General features: G+C 66.4%; 19 protein-coding genes. All 19 read right to left on the bottom strand.

Annotation, left to right across the window (positions count from 1 at the left end):
• Window positions 1-29 precede the first annotated feature (29 nt).
• Window positions 30-311, bottom strand: a complete 282-nt coding sequence (gene rpsS / locus EDL96_RS06035; RefSeq protein ID WP_047691968.1) for a 30S ribosomal protein S19 — start codon at window positions 309-311, stop codon at window positions 30-32.
• A gap of 13 nt (window positions 312-324) precedes the next feature.
• Window positions 325-1164 (bottom strand): 50S ribosomal protein L2, encoded by an 840-nt coding sequence (rplB, locus tag EDL96_RS06030; protein ID WP_123824905.1) that lies wholly within the window; start codon window positions 1162-1164, stop codon window positions 325-327.
• A gap of 36 nt (window positions 1165-1200) precedes the next feature.
• Window positions 1201-1500: a 50S ribosomal protein L23 gene (gene rplW / locus EDL96_RS06025; protein WP_123824904.1), complete on the bottom strand. Its 300-nt coding sequence runs from the start codon at window positions 1498-1500 to the stop codon at window positions 1201-1203.
• The gene (rplD, locus tag EDL96_RS06020; protein ID WP_123824903.1) at window positions 1497-2123 is read right to left on the bottom strand and encodes a 50S ribosomal protein L4; all 627 of its coding nucleotides are present in this window, start codon (window positions 2121-2123) and stop codon (window positions 1497-1499) included. The genes rplW and rplD overlap by 4 nt, the downstream gene beginning before the upstream one ends.
• A gap of 6 nt (window positions 2124-2129) precedes the next feature.
• Window positions 2130-2786, bottom strand: a complete 657-nt coding sequence (gene rplC / locus EDL96_RS06015; RefSeq protein WP_123824902.1) for a 50S ribosomal protein L3 — start codon at window positions 2784-2786, stop codon at window positions 2130-2132.
• A 17-nt stretch (window positions 2787-2803) separates the two neighbouring features.
• The gene (gene rpsJ, locus EDL96_RS06010; protein WP_013349689.1) at window positions 2804-3112 is read right to left on the bottom strand and encodes a 30S ribosomal protein S10; all 309 of its coding nucleotides are present in this window, start codon (window positions 3110-3112) and stop codon (window positions 2804-2806) included.
• A 474-nt stretch (window positions 3113-3586) separates the two neighbouring features.
• A complete protein-coding gene (gene tuf, locus EDL96_RS06005; RefSeq protein ID WP_123824901.1) occupies window positions 3587-4777 on the bottom strand; it encodes an elongation factor Tu in 1191 nt (396 codons plus the stop codon).
• Between the two features lie 252 nt (window positions 4778-5029).
• Window positions 5030-7144 carry an elongation factor G gene (gene fusA / locus EDL96_RS06000; protein ID WP_123824900.1) on the bottom strand — a complete coding sequence of 705 codons (2115 nt, stop codon included), beginning with the start codon at window positions 7142-7144 and terminating at the stop codon, window positions 5030-5032.
• A 108-nt stretch (window positions 7145-7252) separates the two neighbouring features.
• Window positions 7253-7723 carry a 30S ribosomal protein S7 gene (gene rpsG / locus EDL96_RS05995; RefSeq protein ID WP_123824899.1) on the bottom strand — a complete coding sequence of 157 codons (471 nt, stop codon included), beginning with the start codon at window positions 7721-7723 and terminating at the stop codon, window positions 7253-7255.
• Complete coding sequence (rpsL, locus tag EDL96_RS05990) at window positions 7723-8097, bottom strand: 30S ribosomal protein S12 (protein WP_123824898.1); 375 nt, start codon at window positions 8095-8097, stop codon at window positions 7723-7725. Before rpsL ends, rpsG begins: the two co-directional genes overlap by 1 nt.
• 288 nt (window positions 8098-8385) lie before the next feature.
• A complete protein-coding gene (locus EDL96_RS05985) occupies window positions 8386-9198 on the bottom strand; it encodes an IclR family transcriptional regulator domain-containing protein (protein ID WP_123824897.1) in 813 nt (270 codons plus the stop codon).
• On the bottom strand, window positions 9195-9854 hold the full coding sequence (locus EDL96_RS05980) for a 3-oxoacid CoA-transferase subunit B (protein ID WP_123824896.1): 660 nt from the start codon (window positions 9852-9854) through the stop codon (window positions 9195-9197). The genes EDL96_RS05985 and EDL96_RS05980 overlap by 4 nt, the downstream gene beginning before the upstream one ends.
• A gap of 55 nt (window positions 9855-9909) precedes the next feature.
• The gene (locus tag EDL96_RS05975) at window positions 9910-10590 is read right to left on the bottom strand and encodes a 3-oxoacid CoA-transferase subunit A (RefSeq protein WP_123824895.1); all 681 of its coding nucleotides are present in this window, start codon (window positions 10588-10590) and stop codon (window positions 9910-9912) included.
• Between the two features lie 108 nt (window positions 10591-10698).
• Window positions 10699-11907, bottom strand: coding sequence for a thiolase family protein (locus tag EDL96_RS05970; RefSeq protein WP_123824894.1), 1209 nt, complete (start codon window positions 11905-11907; stop codon window positions 10699-10701).
• Window positions 11904-12359: a carboxymuconolactone decarboxylase family protein gene (locus EDL96_RS13440; protein WP_166833334.1), complete on the bottom strand. Its 456-nt coding sequence runs from the start codon at window positions 12357-12359 to the stop codon at window positions 11904-11906. The genes EDL96_RS05970 and EDL96_RS13440 overlap by 4 nt, the downstream gene beginning before the upstream one ends.
• Complete coding sequence (locus tag EDL96_RS05965) at window positions 12356-13213, bottom strand: alpha/beta fold hydrolase (protein WP_166833332.1); 858 nt, start codon at window positions 13211-13213, stop codon at window positions 12356-12358. Before EDL96_RS05965 ends, EDL96_RS13440 begins: the two co-directional genes overlap by 4 nt.
• Window positions 13214-13228: 15 nt before the next feature.
• Entirely contained in the window at window positions 13229-14701 is a 1473-nt protein-coding gene (locus EDL96_RS05960) for a lyase family protein (RefSeq protein WP_123824893.1), read from the bottom strand.
• A gap of 2 nt (window positions 14702-14703) precedes the next feature.
• Window positions 14704-15279, bottom strand: coding sequence for a protocatechuate 3,4-dioxygenase subunit alpha (pcaG, locus tag EDL96_RS05955; RefSeq protein ID WP_123824892.1), 576 nt, complete (start codon window positions 15277-15279; stop codon window positions 14704-14706).
• Window positions 15272-16057, bottom strand: coding sequence for a protocatechuate 3,4-dioxygenase subunit beta (pcaH, locus tag EDL96_RS05950; RefSeq protein WP_123824891.1), 786 nt, complete (start codon window positions 16055-16057; stop codon window positions 15272-15274). Before pcaH ends, pcaG begins: the two co-directional genes overlap by 8 nt.
• Window positions 16058-16076: the final 19 nt, after the last annotated feature.

Genomic DNA, 16076 nt, shown 5'->3' with positions numbered 1-16076 from the left:
AAGTGCTAAACGCTGCTGGACCGAGAGGGTCAGCGGCGCTTGCCCTTCTTGTCGTCCTTCACATGGCCACGGAAAGTGCGCGTGGGAGCGAACTCACCGAGCTTGTGACCAACCATGGACTCGGTGATGAACACCGGGATGTGCTTACGGCCGTCGTGCACGGCGATCGTGTGCCCGAGCATGTCGGGGATGATCATCGAGCGGCGCGACCACGTCTTGATGACGTTCTTGGTGCCCTTCTCGTTCTCCTTGGCCACCTTCACGAAAAGGTGCTGGTCGACGAAAGGGCCCTTCTTCAGGCTGCGTGGCATGGTTCAGGCTCCCTTAGCGCTTGTTCTTGCCGGTACGGCGACGGCGGACGATCAGCTTGTCGCTTTCCTTGTTGGGGCGACGGGTACGGCCCTCGGGCTTACCGTTCGGGTTGACGGGGTGACGGCCACCGGAGGTCTTGCCCTCGCCACCACCGTGGGGGTGGTCGACAGGGTTCATGACCACACCGCGCACGGTCGGGCGGACGCCCTTCCAGCGGTTGCGGCCGGCCTTGCCCCAGTTGATGTTGGACTGCTCGGCGTTTCCGACCTCGCCGATCGTCGCGCGGCAGCGCACGTCGACGTTGCGGATCTCACCGGAGGGCAGACGGAGCTGACCGTACTTGCCTTCCTTGGCGACCAGCTGCACGGAGGCGCCCGCGGAACGGGCGAGCTTGGCACCGCCACCGGGCCGCAGTTCCACGGCGTGGATCACGGTACCGACGGGGATGTTGCGCAGCGGCAGGTTGTTGCCGGGCTTGATGTCGGCACCGGGGCCGCTCTCGACGACGTCGCCCTGCTTGAGACGGTTCGGCGCCACGATGTAGCGCTTGGTGCCGTCCACGTAGTGCAGCAGTGCGATGCGTGCGGTGCGGTTGGGGTCGTACTCGATGTGAGCGACCTTGGCGTCCACGCCGTCCTTGTCGTGCCGACGGAAGTCGATCACGCGGTACTGGCGCTTGTGGCCACCGCCCTTGTGACGGGTGGTGATGCGACCCAGGTTGTTGCGTCCGCCCTTCTTGGGCAGCGGGCGCAGCAAGGACTTCTCCGGAGTCGATCGGGTGATCTCTGCGAAGTCCGCGACGGACGAGCCACGGCGGCCCGGCGTCGTCGGCTTGTGCTTACGAATAGCCATGTTTGAAATTCCTCGATAGGTGTGGCCTTAGGGCGTTCAGCCCTGGCCTCCGAAGATGTCGATGGTGCCCTCGGAGAGGGTCACGATGGCGCGCTTGGTGCGGTTGCGCTGTCCCCAGCCGAAGCGGGTGCGCTTGCGCTTGCCGTCGCGGTTGGCGGTGTTGACCGAGGCAACCTTGACGTCGAAGATCGCTTCGACGGCCTGCTTGATCTCGATCTTGTTCGCGTCGTTGGCGACGAAGAAGGTGTACTGGCCCTGGTCGATCAGGCCGTAGGCCTTCTCGGAGACAACAGGCGCGATGATGACGTCACGCGGGTCCTTGTAGGTCACGCTCACTTGGCGTCCTCCTGCTTCTTGCCGGTCTGAGCCGCGTCGACGAATGCGTCGTAGGCGGCCTTGGTGAAGACCACGTCGTCGGCAACCAGCACGTCGTAGGTGTTGAGCTGGTCGGCGTACAGGCTGTGCACGTTCTCCAGGTTGCGCACCGACAGCGCGGCGACGTCGTCCTGGCGGTCGAGCACGACGAGCAGGTTCTTGCGCTCGGTCAGCCCGGCCAGAGCAGCCTTGGCGGCCTTGGTCGAGGGGGTCTCTCCCGCGACCAGTTCGGCCACGACGTGGATGCGGTTGTGGCGAGCGCGGTCCGAGAGGGCGCCACGCAGAGCGGCGGCCTTCATCTTCTTGGGGGTGCGCTGCGAGTAGTCGCGCGGCACGGGGCCGTGCACGATGCCGCCACCGGTCATGTGCGGGGCGCGGATCGAACCCTGACGGGCGCGGCCGGTGCCCTTCTGCTTGAACGGCTTGCGTCCGGCACCGGACACCTCACCGCGGCGCTTGGTCTTGTGGGTGCCCTGACGGGCGGCAGCCAGCTGGGCGACGACGACCTGGTGCATCAGCGGCACGGAGGTCTTGGCGTCGAAGATCTCGGCGGGCAGTTCCACGTTGATGGTCTCTGTTGCCATGGCTTATCAGGCTCCCTTCACGGCGGTGCGGACGAGGACGACCGAACCCTTGGGGCCCGGCAGGGCGCCCTTGATGAGCAGCAGGGAGTTCTCGGCGTCAACGGCCTGGACCTTGAGGTTCATGGTCGTGTGTCGGTCGTGGCCCATCCGGCCTGCCATGCGCATTCCCTTGAACACGCGGGCGGCGAAGGAGGCGTTACCGATCGAACCCGGCTTGCGGTGGTTCTTGTGCTGACCGTGGGAGGCGCCCACACCGGCGAAGCCGTGGCGCTTCATGACACCGGCGGTGCCCTTGCCCTTGGTCGTGCCGACGACGTCGACCAACTGGCCGGCCTCGAACAGCTCAACGGAAAGTTCCTGACCGAGCTCGTACTCGCCGGCGTCGGAGGTGCGGACCTCGACGACGTGGCGGCGGGGAGTCACACCGGCCTTCTCGAAGTGACCGGCCAGCGGCTTGGTCACCTTGCGGGGGTCGATCTGACCGTAGCCGATCTGGATGGCGGAGTAGCCGTCCTTGTCGGCGGTGCGAAGCTGAGTCACGACGTTGGTGTCGGCCTGCACGACGGTGACCGGGACGAGCTTTCCGTCCTCGTCCCAGACCTGGGTCATGCCGAGCTTCTTGCCCAGAATGCCCTTCATCTGGCGTTCGTAAGTCGTAGTCATTGCGTCTGCGGTCCTTATCAGAGCTTGATTTCGATGTTGACGTCGGCCGGCAGGTCGAGTCGCATGAGCGAGTCGACAGCCTTCGGCGTCGGGTCCACGATGTCGATCAGCCGCTTGTGCGTACGCATCTCGAAGTGCTCGCGGCTGTCCTTGTACTTGTGCGGCGAGCGGATGACGCAGTACACGTTCTTCTCGGTCGGCAGCGGCACGGGGCCGACGACGGTTGCGCCGGCACGGGTCACCGTCTCGACGATCTTGCGGGCCGAGACGTCAATGACCTCGTGGTCATAGGACTTCAGCCGGATGCGGATTTTCTGTCCCGCCATGGCGTCGTGACTCTCTTTCTTCAAGTACTTCCCTGTGACGGAGCTCGAAGCTCCTTGTGTGTGGCACTCCGGTGAGTGCCGCTTCGCGTGGGCCGAATCCGGTGTCCCGGGTTCCTCGCCCCACCGAAGCACCGTCCCCCGCGCTCGGGCGTGTCGTACATGCGCCGTGCGCATGCCGTTGCCGTGTTGTGAATGCGGGGTGGTCGTTCTCGGGTTCGTCCGTGACGTCCGGGCGGCTGTGGATTCTCGATGACAACCGGGAATCACCACCCGCGGACATGCCACGGCTTGCGAACAACAGCGTCTATCCTGCCACGGCGTCCGAGCCCGCCGCAACCCCGGGCGTGTCCCTGTGGTCGAGGTCATGCACGGGCAGTACACGGCACAAGGCCCCGCGCCGACGAATCGGTGCGGGGCCCTGTGCTGTGTCCGGATCGGGCCGGTGGCCCGAGGTCCAGATCAGTCAGTGAGTGATCACTTGATGATCTTGGTGACCTTGCCGGAGCCGACGGTGCGGCCACCCTCACGGATGGCGAAGCCGAGGCCGTCCTCCATGGCGATGGGCTGGATCAGCTCAACGGTCATCTCGGTGTTGTCACCGGGCATGACCATCTCGGTGCCTTCCGGCAGGGTGATGACCCCGGTGACGTCGGTGGTCCGGAAGTAGAACTGCGGACGGTAGTTCGAGTAGAACGGGTTGTGACGGCCACCCTCGTCCTTGGACAGGATGTAGACGTTCGCCTCGAAGTTGGTGTGCGGAGTGATGGAACCCGGCTTGCACACGACCTGGCCACGCTCGACGTCGTCGCGCTTGAGGCCACGCAGGAGCAGGCCACAGTTCTCGCCGGCCAGCGCCTCGTCCATCTGCTTGTGGAACATCTCGATACCGGTCACGGTGGTCTTCTGGATCGGGCGGATGCCGACGATCTCGACCTCGGAGTTGATCGGCAGGGTGCCACGCTCGGCACGGCCGGTCACAACGGTGCCACGACCGGTGATGGTGAAGACGTCCTCGATGGGCATGAGGAAGGGCTTGTCGGTCTCGCGGACGGGGTCCGGGATGAACTCGTCAACGGCCTCCATGAGGTCCTCGACGGACTTGACCCACTCGGCGTCGCCCTCGAGAGCCTTCAGAGCGGAGACGCGGACAACGGGAGCGTTGTCGCCGTCGAAGCCCTGATCGGAGAGCAGCTCGCGGACCTCCATCTCGACCAGGTCGAGGAGCTCTTCGTCATCGACCATGTCGGACTTGTTCAGCGCGACCAGCAGGGTGGGGACGCCCACCTGGCGGGCCAGCAGAACGTGCTCGCGGGTCTGGGCCATGGGGCCGTCAGTTGCAGCAACCACCAGGATGGCGCCGTCCATCTGAGCTGCACCGGTGATCATGTTCTTGACGTAGTCGGCGTGACCCGGGGCGTCGACGTGGGCGTAGTGACGCTTCTCGGTCTGGTACTCGATGTGCGCGATGTTGATCGTGATGCCGCGCTGGCGCTCCTCGGGAGCGGAGTCGATCATGCCGAAATCGCGCTGCTCGTTGAGGTCCGGGTACTTGTCGGCCAGAACCTTGGAGATGGCGGCAGTGAGCGTGGTCTTGCCGTGGTCGACGTGGCCGATGGTGCCGATGTTGACGTGCGGCTTGGTGCGCTCGAACTTGGCCTTCGCCATAGTTGTTCCTCCTAGAAACGTGATGCTGGAGCGTGTTGGAAACCTTGCGTGCCCGCTGGCGCGGGGTCAAGAGGCGCTGCAGCGGACAGAAACCTCTGCAAGTGTAGTCGGGTGGACCGATTGGTGAAAATCGATTCCTGGGGGTGGAGGGCGGTCCCACCGCCTCAGGTGGCGGGACGGACCCTCGAGGTGTTCCGGGCCGGGCCCGGACGACGCGGCGGGTCGATGACCTCGACCCGCCGCGTCAGCGAGTCACTCGCCGCGGTTCTTCTGGATGATCTCGTCCGCGACGGCCTTGGGGACCTCTGAGTACGAGTCGAACTGCATCGAGTACACGGCACGGCCCTGGGTCTTGGAACGCAGGTCGCCGATGTAGCCGAACATCTCCGACAGCGGCACGTTGGCCTTGACCAACTTGACGCCCGTGACGTCCTCCATGGACTGGATCTGACCACGGCGGGAGTTCAGGTCACCGATGACGTCGCCCATGTACTCCTCCGGAGTACGGACCTCGACGGCCATGAGCGGTTCCAGCAGGACCGGGTTGGCGCGCTTGGCACCTTCCTTGAACACCATGGAGCCGGCGATCTTGAATGCCATTTCCGAGGAGTCGACGTCGTGGTAGGCGCCGTCGACCAGGGTGGCCTTGACACCGACCACCGGGTAACCGGCCAGCACGCCCAACTGCATGGCGTCCTGGATGCCGGCATCCACGGAGGGGATGTACTCGCGCGGGACGCGGCCACCCGTGATGGCGTTGTCGAACTCGTAGAGCTCCTCGGCGTCCAGCTCGATCGGGGCGAAGGAGACCTGCACCTTTGCGAACTGACCGGAACCACCGGTCTGCTTCTTGTGGGTGTAGTCGACCTTCTCGACGGCCTTCTTGATGGTCTCGCGGTAGGCCACCTGGGGCTTGCCCACGTTGGCCTCGACCTTGAACTCGCGCTTCATCCGGTCCACCAGGATGTCCAGGTGGAGCTCGCCCATGCCGCCGATCTCGGTCTGGCCGGTCTCGTCGTTCAGGGACACGGTGAAGGTGGGGTCCTCCGCCGAGAGCTTCTGGATGGCCGTGGACAGCTTCTCCTGGTCACCCTTGGTCTTCGGCTCGATGGCCACGAAGATCACGGGGGCGGGGAAGGACATGGACTCGAGCACGATCGGGTTCGCCTGATCGCACAGGGTGTCGCCCGTGGTGGTGTCCTTCAGACCGATGGCCGCGTAGATGTGGCCGGCCTGGATCTCCTCGACCGGGTTCTCCTTGTTGGAGTGCATCTGGAACAGCTTGCCGATGCGCTCCTTCTTGCCCTTGGTCGAGTTCAGCACCTGCTCGCCGGCCTTGGCCTTGCCCGAGTACACGCGGGTGTAGGTCAGGGTGCCGTAGAACGGATGGGTGGCGACCTTGAAGGCCAGCGCGGAGAACGGAGCGGTCGAGTCCGCGGGGCGGGTCATGACCTCTTCCTCGTCGTTGACCGCGTGGCCCTGGACGTCGGGGACGTCCAGCGGCGAGGGCAGGAAGTCGATCACGGCGTCGAGCATGGGCTGCACGCCGCGGTTCTTGAACGCGGAACCGCACAGGACCGGGTAGGCCTCGGAGTTGATCGTCAGCTTGCGGATGCCGGCCTTGAGCTCGTCCAGGGTCAGCTCTTCGCCGCCCAGGTACTTCTCCATGAGCTCGTCGTCGGCCTCGGCGACGTCCTCGATCAGGTTGTTGCGGTACTCCTCGGCGCGATCCTGCAGATCGGCCGGGATCTCCTGGGTCTGGTAGGAGGCGCCCAGGGACACGTCGCCCTTGGAGTCACCCTCCCAGACCAGTGCCTTCATGGTGAGCAGGTCGACGACGCCCACGAAGTCCGACTCGGAACCGATGGGCAGCTGGAGAACCAGCGGCTTGGCGCCGAGGCGGTTGATGATGGTGTCGACGGTGAAGTAGAAGTCCGCGCCGAGCTTGTCCATCTTGTTGACGAAGCAGATGCGGGGAACGTCGTACTTGTCGGCCTGACGCCACACGGTCTCCGACTGGGGCTCGACACCCTCCTTGCCGTCGAACACTGCGACGGCGCCGTCGAGCACGCGCAGCGAACGCTCCACCTCGACGGTGAAGTCCACGTGGCCCGGGGTGTCGATGATGTTGATCTGGTTGTCGTGCCAGTAGCACGAGGTAGCCGCGGACGTGATCGTGATGCCGCGTTCCTGCTCCTGCTCCATCCAGTCCATCGTCGAGGCGCCGTCGTGCGTCTCGCCGAGTTTGTGGTTGATGCCGGTGTAGAACAGGATGCGCTCGGTGGTGGTCGTCTTGCCGGCATCGATGTGCGCCATGATGCCGATGTTGCGGACCTTCTTGAGGTCGGTAAGCACGTCAAGTGCCACGGTGTGTCCCTTCTGAGGTGTAGCCGACGGTTCGCCGCCGCGACAACGCGGAATCTCCCTCGAGAATCGAGGCGGCGAACCGGGCCGATGGTACCAGCGGGGCTGGTATTACCAGCGGTAGTGGGCGAAGGCCTTGTTGGAGTCAGCCATCTTGTGGGTGTCCTCGCGGCGCTTGACCGCGGCACCGAGGCCGTTGGAGGCGTCGAGGATCTCGTTCATGAGACGCTCGGTCATGGTGTTCTCGCGGCGAACCTTGGCGTAGCCGACCAGCCAGCGCAGGGCCAGGGCGGTCGAACGACCGGCGCGGACCTCAACCGGAACCTGGTAGGTGGCGCCACCGACACGGCGGGAGCGAACCTCCAGCGCGGGCTTGACGTTCTCCAGGGCCTTCTTCAGGGTGGCAACCGGCTCGGAGCCGGTCTTCTGCTCGACACCGGCGAGGGCACCGTAGACGATGCGCTCGGCGGTGGACTTCTTGCCGTCCTGGAGGACCTTGTTGATCAGCTGCGTGACGACCGGCGAACCGTAGACGGGGTCGACGACGAGCGGGCGCTTGGGAGCGGGACCCTTACGAGGCATTACTTCTTCTCCTTCTTCGCGCCGTAGCGGGAGCGTGCCTGGCCGCGGCCCTTGACACCCTGGGTGTCGAGGGCGCCGCGAACGATCTTGTAGCGGACACCCGGAAGGTCCTTCACACGACCGCCGCGAACGAGCACGATCGAGTGCTCCTGCAGGTTGTGGCCCTCGCCGGGGATGTAAGCGGTGACCTCGACGCCGCCGTTGAGGCGCACACGGGCGACCTTACGGAGGGCGGAGTTCGGCTTCTTGGGAGTGGTGGTGTACACACGGGTGCACACGCCACGCTTCATGGGGTTGCCCTTAAGCGCCGGAGCCTTGGTCTTGACGACCTTGGGGCTGCGGCCCTTGCGGACGAGCTGCTGAATTGTTGGCACTTCGTCTCCTGGTGGTGGCGGGCCGCTGTCTGCGGCGCCGCGGGTTTGGTCTAGGACTCTTCCGAGCCACTCGATCCCTCCCGCGTTCCGCCGGCGGCCGGTCAGACACGAGCCCACCCGGGTCCTGGTGAACCTGGAAAGGTGAGAACTGCGTCTGTGGACACGCAAAAAAGTGGCACCGAGATACAACCTGCGTATCTCTGGACGGAGTCCACATTGCCACTGGAGTGCGATCACACGGGTGATCGAGCCAATCTCGTATACCGTACCAGACGGTGACCCACCTGCCTAGCCTGCGCTGGCCACCAGATCGGCGTGCACGGCCTGCGCACAGGCTTGCAGGTGCGGCAGGATCTGCCCCACCGGGTCATCGGCCGACGGACTGGCCCCGACGCGCATGGAGACGTTGACCGCTGCCGCGGTGGTGCCGTTCGAGTCCTTGAGCGGGACGGCGACGGAGCGCAACCCCGCCTCCAGCTCCTGGTCCACGACGGCGTAACCACGGGCGCGGACTTCGTCCAGGCGGGTGATCAGTTGCTGGGGTGTGCTGATCGTGCGACTCGAGATCGGGGACTTGAGCTGTTCCGAGCACAGGGCCACGGCGTCGTCGTCGGGCATCGCGGCCAACAGGACCCTGCCCATGGACGTGGCGTGGGCCGGGAAGCGCGTGCCGACCGAGATGGCGACGTTCATGATGTGCCGCACCTGGACGCGGGCGACGTAGACGATGTCCGGTCCGTCCAGAACGGCGACCGAGCAGGATTCGTGCACCCGGTCCGACAGTGTGCGCAGGTGCGGTGTGACCAACTCCGGGAGGCTCAACGCGGAGAGGTACGAGTAGCCCAGCTGCAAGACCTTGGCGGTGAGCTCGAACTGGCGTCCGTCGCTGCGGACGTAGCCGAGTTCTTCCAGGGTCAGCAGGAACCGGCGTGCCGTCGCGCGGGTCAGGCCCGTGCGGCGGGCGACGTCCGACAAGGTCATGCTGGGGTTCTCGGCGTCGAAGACCCCGATCACCGCCAGACCGCGCGCGAGGGACTGGACGTAGTGCCCTCCCCCCTCGCGGGTCGCGGTCTCAGCACCTTTCGGACGGTCGGAAATCATTCGGAACGCTCGAGCGGGAACGGGACGAGTTCTTGCACGGCCTCGAAATCACATCCAAACGTCTCACGGACGACCACCCGTCCGTCGCCTTCGATCAGGAACACTGCCTGATCAGTGTAGACACGGGAAACACAGCCCACACCGGTCAACGGCATGGTGCAGTTCTCCACCAGCTTGGCCTGGCCGTTCTTGGCGGTGAGGGTCATCATCACGAACGTCTGCTTGGCTCCGGTGGCCAGGTCCATGGCGCCCCCGACGGCGGGGATCGCATCCGGCTTCCCGGTGTGCCAGTTGGCCAGGTTTCCGGCGCGGTCCACCTGGAAGGCACCGAGCACGCAGCAGTCCAGGTGCCCGCCTCGCATCATCGCGAAGGAATCGGCGTGGTGGAAGTAGGAGCACCCGTCGGTCTCCTTGACGGGAATCTTCCCTGCGTTGATCAGGTCGGGGTCGACCTCGTCACCATGGGCCTCTCCCCCCATGCCGAGCATCCCGTTCTCGGTGTGCAGGGTGACGTCGTCCTCCGGGGTCAGGTAGTTCGACACGAGCGTCGGCTGGCCGATCCCCAGGTTGACGTAGGCGCCGGCCGGGATGTCGGCGGCCACCACCTCTGCCAACTGCTCGGGGGTCAGCGCGGCGTCCTTGGTCATGGAAGTCATGGTCTGCTCACTCTCTGGTTGTGAAGGCTTGGGCTCGACGCGGGGCGTAGCCCGCTCAGGCGTGGCCCACGGCGGGGTCCGGGATGCTGACGACGGTGTCGACGTAGATGCCCGGCGTCACCACGACCTCCGGGTCCAGGGCTCCGCGTTCGACGACGTCCGAGACCTGCACGATCGAGGTGCGCGCGGCGGCAGCCATGATCGGGCCGAAGTTCCGCGCCGTCTTCCGGTAGACCAAGTTCCCCGCCTTGTCGGCGGTCAGGGCCTTGGTGAGTGAGAAGTCCGCGGTGATGGGGAACTCGAGGATCTGCATCTTGCCGTCGAGTTCGCGGGTCTCCTTGCCCTCTGCCAGCGGAGTTCCGTAGCCCGTGGGCGTGTAGAACGCGCCGATGCCCGCACCGGCGGCGCGGATGCGTTCGGCGAGGTTGCCCTGCGGAACCACCTCCAGTTCGATCTCACCCGCGTGGTACTTGGCGTCGAAGTGATAGGAGTCCGACTGGCGGGGGAAGGAACAGATGATCTTGCGTACCCGTCCCAGCTGGATCAGTTTGGCCAGTCCCACGTCCCCGTTGCCGGCGTTGTTGTTCACGACCGTCAAATCGGTGGCGCCCTGTTCGATGAGGGCATCGATCAGTTCCACGGGCTGCCCGGCCACTCCGAAACCACCGATCATCACGGTGGAACCGTCGGTGATCGGCTCGACTGCCTGGGCTGCGGAATCAACGATGGTCAGCATGCTCTTCCCGTTCCTCTCTGGTCCTCATGTCATGCGGCCCGGGCCTCCGCGCCCGTGGCGCGTGCAGGACCGACGGCCGCCCCTTCGTGCGGCCCGCGGCCGGGTGGTTCACTCGGTGGCTTCCTCGTTCTCGAGCACGACGGCGAGGCCCTGGCCCACACCGATGCACAGCGAAGCCACTCCCCACCTGCGGTTCTCGGCCTTGAGTCGGCGCGCCAGGGTCCCCAGGACACGGGTTCCCGATGCCCCGAGCGGGTGACCGATGGCGATCGCACCGCCCCAGGCGTTGACGATGTCCTGGTCGACACCCCATTGCCGCAGGCACGCCAGGGACTGGGCGGCAAATGCCTCGTTCAGTTCGACGGCGCCGACCCGGTCCCAGGTGATGCCTGCCCTGCGCAGGGCGGTGTTGGCCGCCTCGACGGGGGCTTCGCCGAAGAACTGCGGCTCGTTCGCGGCGGCCCCTCGCCCGGCGATGCGAGCCAGGGGTGCGGCGCCGAGCAGGTCGGCTCCGGCCTCGGACCCGAGCCACGCGGCGGACGCGCCGTCGTTCATGGGTGACGCATTGCCGGCGGTGACGGTGCCGTTCGCCGCACGGAACACCGTCCGCAGACCGGCGAGCGACTCCACCGTGGAGTCGGCGCGGACCGTCTCGTCCCGGGGCACGTCCGTGCCCCGCTTGGTGTTCGCAGCCACGGGGACCACCAGGTCGTCGTAGCGGCCTTCGTCCCAGGCCTTCGCCGCAAGCTGGTGGGACCGGGCCGAGAACTCGTCCTGTTCCTCACGGGTGATCCCGTGCTTCTCCCGCAGCTGCTCGGTGGCCTCCCCCAGGGACACGGTCCACTCCCCCGGCATCTCCGGGTTGACCAGACGCCACCCGAGTGTGGAGTTGGCCAGCTGAAGATCCTGCATGGGGAAGGGGCGTTCGGTTTTCGGGAGGACCCAGGGAGCTCGGGACATGGACTCCACACCACCGACGAGCATCAGGTCCGCCTCGTCCACCTCGATCTGCCGGGAGGCGATCATGGCCGCGTCCAGGGAGGAGCCGCAGAGACGGTTCACGGTGGTCCCGGGGATCGACGTGGGCAGCCCTGCCAGCAGGGTGGCCATGCGGGCGACGTTGCGGTTCTCTTCGCCGGCACCGTTGGCGTTGCCAAAGACCACCTCGTCGATCCGGGAGGTCTCCAGCGCGGGGGCACGTTCGACCATGGTTCGAATGACCAAGGCGGCCAGGTCGTCGGGGCGGTGGCTCGCCAACGCACCACCGATCTTGGCGAACGGTGTGCGGACGGCGTCGTAGACGTAGGACGTGGTCATCGTGTGGACTCCTCGGTCTGGGAACGGGTGGCCGGTGCATCGGCCTGGGACCCGTCGGCGTCAAGGGCGTCGAAGACGTCGCGGGCGTGGGAGAAGGCGTTGTTGGCCGCGGGTACGGACAGGTAGATGGCCGATTGCAGCAGGATCTCCTTGATCTGATCCCGGGTCAGGCCGTTGCGCAGGGCTGCGCGGACGTGCATCTCGAACTCGCCCCAGTGACCACCGGCGATCAGCGCCGTGAGGGTGATCGCGCTGCGCATGGGTCGGTCAAGACCGGGTCGGGTCCAGATCTCGCCCCAGGCGTAGCGGGAGATGAAGTCCTGCCAGTCGGAGGTGAACTCGTTCTTGGCTGCTTCCGCCCGATCCACGTGCGCATCGGAGAGGACTTCTCTGCGCACCTGCATGCCGTCGGCGTGGGCCTGTGCTTCCGTCCGGTCGGGCTGCGGGCTCATGAGTCGCCCCGTTCCGCCGTTGCGACTCCCGAGGCGTCGAGCAGGGCAGCGATCTCCTCTGCCACGGCATCGGGGGCCTCTGCGGGCGGGAGGTGAGCGACGCCGTCGTACTGGACCAGTCGTGCACCGGGGATGGCCGCCGCCAGTTCAGCGAGCTGCTCCGGTGCGGCCGCTGCGTCTTCGGCACCGGCGATCACCGTCACGGGGACGGAGACCTGGCCCAGTTGTCCGCGAACGTCGAACTGCGCGAGCGCTCCGCAGACCTGTGCGTACCCGTGCCGGTCGGCATCCTGCAGGTCGTGCAGCAGGGTCGTGGAGATCCCGGTTCCGGCCTGGGCGTCCTTGGCGATGAAGCCTTCGGCGAACCAGCGCTGGGCGCTGCCGATCACCATGGTGGGGGTCCCCGCCTGAGCGACGAGCTCTGCGCGTTCCCACCACCCTTCGGGGGTTCCCATGCGCTGCGCGGTGGCAACCAGCGCCGCGGCTGTCACGCGGTTGGGCGCATCAAGGAGCAGCCGCTGTCCGACGCACCCGCCGACCGAGCAGCCCGCGTAGACGAAGGAGCGTTCTGTTTCCGGCCTCCCCTCCGCGTCGAACACCACATCCAGGGCCGTCAGAACGCCTTCTGCCAGTTCCTTCATGGTGAAATCCCCCGCAGCCGCAGGTTGACCTCCGTGTCCGGGCAGGTCCCAGCCCAGCACGCGGGCCCGACCGCGGAGTTCATCCGCCACGGCTCCCCACAGGTGGGCCACCGAGGTTCCCAGGGACGGCCCCATGAGGACGATCGGCAGCGAGGATCCCTGGCCCTCGGTCGTGTCGGAGAGGGCAACGATCCGAATCTCCGGAACGGTCATCGGTACTCCTGTTCGCTAGTTCGTCTGATGGCTTGACGCACTCTGGATGCCGGCGCGCCGGAAGCGTTGAATCGCGGCATCCACGAGCTGCGTACTCAGCCCGGTGTAGGTGGTGGGGTCGCACAGTTCCCGGAGCAGGTCGGGCGTGACCGCACGGCCGTCGTCCAGGACGGTGTCTGCGGTCAGCTCCTGGAGCAGGGCAACCGTGCGATCGGCGTCTCCGGCCCCGTCACCGATGGCTCGCTGCACGGCGGCCTTGCCGTCCGCTCCGGAGGTCGCGGTGATGACCGGCCCCAGAACTGCGGCAATGCGCTCGGCGACCACACCGGGCCCGGCCTGGCGAAGATTGGCGAGCATCGCCTCCGGCAACACCTGCAGCCCCTCCAGCAGTTCCCGGGACTGGGTCACCGCCGTCGCTGAAAGTCGCAGCAGGGTGCGGAAGACCGGCCATTCAGCGTGCCAGGCGCCGTCCGGACGTTCGTCGACGACGCCCGCAGCGGCCAGGTGGAGCTGGGCCATCTGCTGGGGAGCGCTCAGAGCGCTGCGCTTGATCAGCACGGACAGGACGGGGTTCTGCTTCTGCGGCATGGCAGAGGACACCCCTCGCCCGGGGGCAGTGGGCTCCCGGAGCTCCGCGACCTCCGGTCGGGACAGCACGAGGACGTCGTTGGCGATCGCACCCAGAGCCGCGGTGGTCTCCGCCAGCGCATCGGCGTGCCGAAGCACGACACCGCGGTTCGTGTGCCAGACGTGCGCGGCCGGTGCGAGCCCGAGTTCGCTGGCCCAAGCGGCGTTGAGGTCTGCAACGGCGGCCGCGAGGTCTTCGTCCGCGGACTGGTTCTGTTCATTCCGGTCGGCCTGAGTCGGAGCGAGCAGAGCCGCGGTGCCCGCCAGGGTTCCGGCCGCACCCCCGACGGATACCATCGGCGTCACGGAGAGCAGGGCCTCACGCGCGTCGAGGAGACCTTGGAGCCACCGCGCGCACCGCAGCCCGAAGGTCGAAGGCAGCGCGTGTTGGGTCAGGGTCCTGGCCACGGCGGGCGTGGCCCTGTGTTCTTCGGCCAGATGGGCGAGTGTGACACAGACACCGTCCAGGTCGTCCCGTATCCGATCGAGCACTCGCCGGGTCATCAGCATCAGGGCGGTGTCCATGACGTCCTGGCTGGTCAATCCGCGATGGATGGCTTTCAGCGCGGAGGGGTCGATCGTCTTGACGGCCGCCCGAAGGTCACCCAGCATCGGGATCACGGGATTGCCGCCACCCTCCGAACGAGCGGCCATGTCGGCTGGATCGAAAGAGGCCGAGAACACCTCGGGATCGGCGACGGCGCTCACCGCGTCCGCCCGTTCCGGAGAGACCAGCCCGGCGGCCGCCTGGGCCCGGACCCACGCGATCTCGACCTCGACCAGACAACGCAAGAAGGCGTCGTCGTCGGTCAGAGAAGCGATGTGGTGGGTACCGGGCTCCAGGAGGCCGTAATCGGGCATGATCAGCTGTCCGCCCGATGGTTGGGGTAGCTCAGGAACACGGTCTCTCCGTCACCCTGCAAACGGATATCGAAGCGCAGCGAGCCGTCCGCCTCACGTGCGGCGATCAGCGTCGATCGCCGGTCCTCGGGGAGGGCCGACAGGACCGGGTCGTTGGCCAGTGCCTGGGTGTCCTCCGGGAGGTAGATCCTGGTGAACAGGCGGTTGAGCAGCCCGCGGGCGAACACCGTCATGGCGATAAACGGCGCCTTGCCGGGCTCGGAGGCACCGGGGTTGACGGTCGTGAAGTCGTAATGCCCCACGTTGTCCACCGCCACACGGCCGAAGCCCGTGAAGGTGTACCCGTCTCGGATCAGGGACCCGGGTTCCTGCGACACGTTGCCTTCGGCATCGGCCTGCCAGATCTCCAACATGGAGTCCGGGACGGGGTCACCGTGGCCGTCGTACACCGTGCCGTGCAGACGCACCGCGTTCGGGTGGGTGCGGTCCACGAGGTTCTCGCCGCCCGCGTAGGGAAGCGCGAAGCCGTAGAACGGGCCGATGGTTTGTCCCGGGGTGGGGACCAGTTGCTCAGACATCGGAGTCCTCCTCGGTGGGCGTGCGGTGTGCACCGGTCAGCACGATGTCCCAGGTGTAGCCCAGGGACCATTCGTGTTCGGACGTGTCGTGGTCGTAGGTGGCCACCAGGCGTTCGCGTGCCTTCGGGTCCACGATCGCCTGGTAGATGGGGTCCAGGTCGAACAGCGGATCGCCCGGGAAGTACATCTGGGTGATCATCCGCTGGGTGAAGTCCGTACCGAACAACGAGAAGTGGATGTGCGCCGGACGCCACGCGTTGTGGTGGTTCTTCCAGGGGTAGGGCCCGGGCTTGATGGTGGTGAACGAGTAGGACCCGTCGTCACCGGTCAGGCACCGACCCACGCCGGTGAAATTGGGGTCGATCGGCGCCGGATGCTGATCACGCTTGTGGATGTAGCGCCCGGCAGCGTTGGCCTGCCAGATCTCCACGAGTTGATTGCGCACGGGGCGACCGTTGCCGTCCAGGACCCGGCCCTTCACGGTCATGCGTTCACCGATCGGCTCACCGCCGCCCTGAATGGTCAGATCGGCTTCCAAGGCGTGGACGTCACGCTGCCCGAAGGCGGGAGCCCACAGTTCGATGGTCTCCGGATCCGCGTGGTGCAGATCCTTGGTGGGGTGACGCAGGATCGAGCTCCGATAGGGCGCGTAGTCGATCCGGGGCTGTGTCTCCACGACCCCCGACTCGGCGTACTGGCGTGAAATCTCGCGCATGTCCGCGGAGATCTCGGCCTGGGAGTTCGCAGCGGCATCCGAGGACACGACGGGTTCGGCCATGATCATCTCCTTCGATAAT

Origin of the sequence: Kocuria soli (assembly GCF_003797835.1) — a bacterium.
Lineage (GTDB): Bacteria > Actinomycetota > Actinomycetes > Actinomycetales > Micrococcaceae > Kocuria > Kocuria soli.
Note: the sequence above shows the minus strand (reverse complement) of the source record. Positions and strands in the feature narration are given on the sequence as shown.

Bases quoted from the DNA above. Each gene is read 5' to 3' on its own strand.
- rpsS (WP_047691968.1), bottom strand. From the start codon at position 311: ATGCCACGCAGCCTGAAGAAGGGCCCTTTCGTCGACCAGCACCTTTTC.
- rplB (WP_123824905.1), bottom strand. From the start codon at position 1,164: ATGGCTATTCGTAAGCACAAGCCGACGACGCCGGGCCGCCGTGGCTCG.
- rplD (WP_123824903.1), bottom strand. From the start codon at position 2,123: ATGGCAACAGAGACCATCAACGTGGAACTGCCCGCCGAGATCTTCGAC.
- rplC (WP_123824902.1), bottom strand. From the start codon at position 2,786: ATGACTACGACTTACGAACGCCAGATGAAGGGCATTCTGGGCAAGAAG.
- rpsJ (WP_013349689.1), bottom strand. From the start codon at position 3,112: ATGGCGGGACAGAAAATCCGCATCCGGCTGAAGTCCTATGACCACGAG.
- tuf (WP_123824901.1), bottom strand. From the start codon at position 4,777: ATGGCGAAGGCCAAGTTCGAGCGCACCAAGCCGCACGTCAACATCGGC.
- rpsG (WP_123824899.1), bottom strand. From the start codon at position 7,723: ATGCCTCGTAAGGGTCCCGCTCCCAAGCGCCCGCTCGTCGTCGACCCC.
- EDL96_RS05985 (WP_123824897.1), bottom strand. From the start codon at position 9,198: ATGATTTCCGACCGTCCGAAAGGTGCTGAGACCGCGACCCGCGAGGGG.
- EDL96_RS05980 (WP_123824896.1), bottom strand. From the start codon at position 9,854: ATGACTTCCATGACCAAGGACGCCGCGCTGACCCCCGAGCAGTTGGCA.
- EDL96_RS05975 (WP_123824895.1), bottom strand. From the start codon at position 10,590: ATGCTGACCATCGTTGATTCCGCAGCCCAGGCAGTCGAGCCGATCACC.
- EDL96_RS05970 (WP_123824894.1), bottom strand. From the start codon at position 11,907: ATGACCACGTCCTACGTCTACGACGCCGTCCGCACACCGTTCGCCAAG.
- EDL96_RS13440 (WP_166833334.1), bottom strand. From the start codon at position 12,359: ATGAGCCCGCAGCCCGACCGGACGGAAGCACAGGCCCACGCCGACGGC.
- EDL96_RS05965 (WP_166833332.1), bottom strand. From the start codon at position 13,213: ATGACCGTTCCGGAGATTCGGATCGTTGCCCTCTCCGACACGACCGAG.
- EDL96_RS05960 (WP_123824893.1), bottom strand. From the start codon at position 14,701: ATGCCCGATTACGGCCTCCTGGAGCCCGGTACCCACCACATCGCTTCT.
- pcaG (WP_123824892.1), bottom strand. From the start codon at position 15,279: ATGTCTGAGCAACTGGTCCCCACCCCGGGACAAACCATCGGCCCGTTC.
- pcaH (WP_123824891.1), bottom strand. From the start codon at position 16,057: ATGGCCGAACCCGTCGTGTCCTCGGATGCCGCTGCGAACTCCCAGGCC.